This window comes from Nocardia sp. NPDC004568, assembly GCF_040609955.1.
Lineage (GTDB): Bacteria > Actinomycetota > Actinomycetes > Mycobacteriales > Mycobacteriaceae > Nocardia.
Map to the genome: position 1 here is coordinate 1 of NZ_JBEXLL010000183.1, position 1,755 is coordinate 1,755.

Annotated in this window: 3 protein-coding genes; all 3 read left to right on the forward strand. The window is 67.5% G+C overall.

All coding sequences use genetic code 11. The features are described from left to right. Positions 1–129: 129 nt before the first annotated feature. The gene (locus ABZV91_RS32415) at positions 130–621 is read left to right on the forward strand and encodes a helix-turn-helix transcriptional regulator (protein WP_355249527.1); all 492 of its coding nucleotides are present in this window, start codon (positions 130–132) and stop codon (positions 619–621) included. Continuing rightward, positions 618–1,319 carry a heparin-binding hemagglutinin gene (locus ABZV91_RS32420; protein WP_355249528.1) on the forward strand — a complete coding sequence of 234 codons (702 nt, stop codon included), beginning with the start codon at positions 618–620 and terminating at the stop codon, positions 1,317–1,319. Before ABZV91_RS32415 ends, ABZV91_RS32420 begins: the two co-directional genes overlap by 4 nt. 69 nt (positions 1,320–1,388) lie before the next feature. Then, positions 1,389–1,685, forward strand: coding sequence for a DUF2516 family protein (locus ABZV91_RS32425; protein WP_039826991.1), 297 nt, complete (start codon positions 1,389–1,391; stop codon positions 1,683–1,685). Positions 1,686–1,755: the final 70 nt, after the last annotated feature.

The following is a 1,755-nucleotide window of genomic DNA, read 5'->3' on the forward strand; positions in this document are numbered from 1 at the left end:
GAACGGCGGGACCGAGGGGGCCTCGACCCCGCGGCGCCGCAGGCGCCGCAAATAAACACTGCTAACATGGTGCTTGCAATTGCTAGCACCCCGATCTATCGTTGTAACTACAACGCCAGAAGGTGAGTGATGGCCGACCGTCCCGAGGTTTCCGCCCAGCGCACCGACGATCCGGCAGCGGCTGCCGGCGCCGGCGACAAGGCAGCTCGCGTGGTCAACGCGGCGCAGGACATCGGAGGATTCATCAGGGCGCAGCGGGAAGCCGCGCAGGTTTCGTTGCGTCAGCTCGCCCAGCTGGCGGGGGTGAGCAACCCGTACCTCAGCCAGATCGAGCGCGGGTTGCGTAACCCCTCCGCCGAAGTGCTGACGCAGATCGCCAAGGCGCTGCGGGTTTCTTCGGAGGTGTTGTATGTGCGTGCCGGCTACCTCGAGCAGCGGCCGCACAGTCCCGTCCGGGACGCCGTGCTCGCCGATACCGCGATCAGCGAGCGGCAGAAACAGGTGCTCCTGGATATATACGAATCGTTCCGCCGGGAGAACGGGCCGGAGGAAGCGATTCCCCGGGACAGTGTTGTTCCACAACCGACAACCGACGCTCCACGCCAGGAGAACGATAAATGACCGAGAAGTACACCACTGCCAAACCACTGTTCGCCACCGTCGGCGCCACGGACGCGGTTTACGCCGCGGTTGTGGACGCGGTGAGCCAAGTGCGTGAGCGTGCGACCGACGTCAACGGCCGGGTCCGGGTCGAGGAGGCCCGCGAGCGTTTCGCCGGACTGCCTGCCGATGTGCAGACCCAGTTCGAGCAGATCCGTGCCCGGTTGTCCGAACTGCCCTCGGAGCTGCCGGAGGACCTGGCCGAGCTGCGTGAGAAGTTCACCACCGAAGAACTGCGCAAGCTCGCCGAGCAGTACTACCGCCAGGTGCTCGACCTCTACGCGGATCTGGCGGTGCGCGGTGAGGAGACCGTCGAGCGGCTGCGCGCCAACCATCTGGTCGAAGAGCAGGTCGGCCGGGTGGAGACCCTGTACAAGGACGCCAGCAGCCGGGCCGAGGAGGTGTTCGGTCGGGTGAACGGCCTGATCGGCCGCACGAAAACCGAAGCCGAGCCGACAGCTGCGCCGGCGGCCCCCGCCGCGGCGGACGTGCTCGACGCCGAGGTGATCGAGGTCGCGCCGGAAGTCGCCCCCGAGCCCGTGCCCGCTCCGGTCGAGCCCGAGCCCGCCCCGCCGGTGAAGAAGGCGCCCGCCGCGAAGAAGGCCCCGGCCGCGAAAAAGGCCGCGCCCGCCAAGAAGGCCGCGCCGAAGAAGCCCTGACCAGGTAATTCCGGTGAACCGCCCCCGCGCACGTGCAGTGCGCGGGGGCGCTGCTCTTATCATGGTGGGGTGGATAAGGTGTACGGGTTGACCGGGTTGATCATGGTCGCACTGTGGCTGCTGGCGACAAGCGCGACTGTTTTCGCGCTCGTGCACGCCGTGCGCCAGCGCTCCGACGCGTTCACCGCGGTCGACAAACTGACCAAGCCCATCTGGTTGGGCATCCTCGGTGTCGCGATCCTGCTGATGCTGGTGAGCTGGCCTGGCCTGGGACTGCTGGCATTCATCGCCATCATCGCGACCGGTATCTACCTGGCCGATGTGCGGCCGAAGGTGGACGAGGTCCAGCGCGGCCCCCGCTGGTAGAGCTGTGTTTATTTGCGGCGCCTGCGGCGCCGCGGGGTCGAGGCCCCCTCGGTCCCGCCGTTCAGGCCTC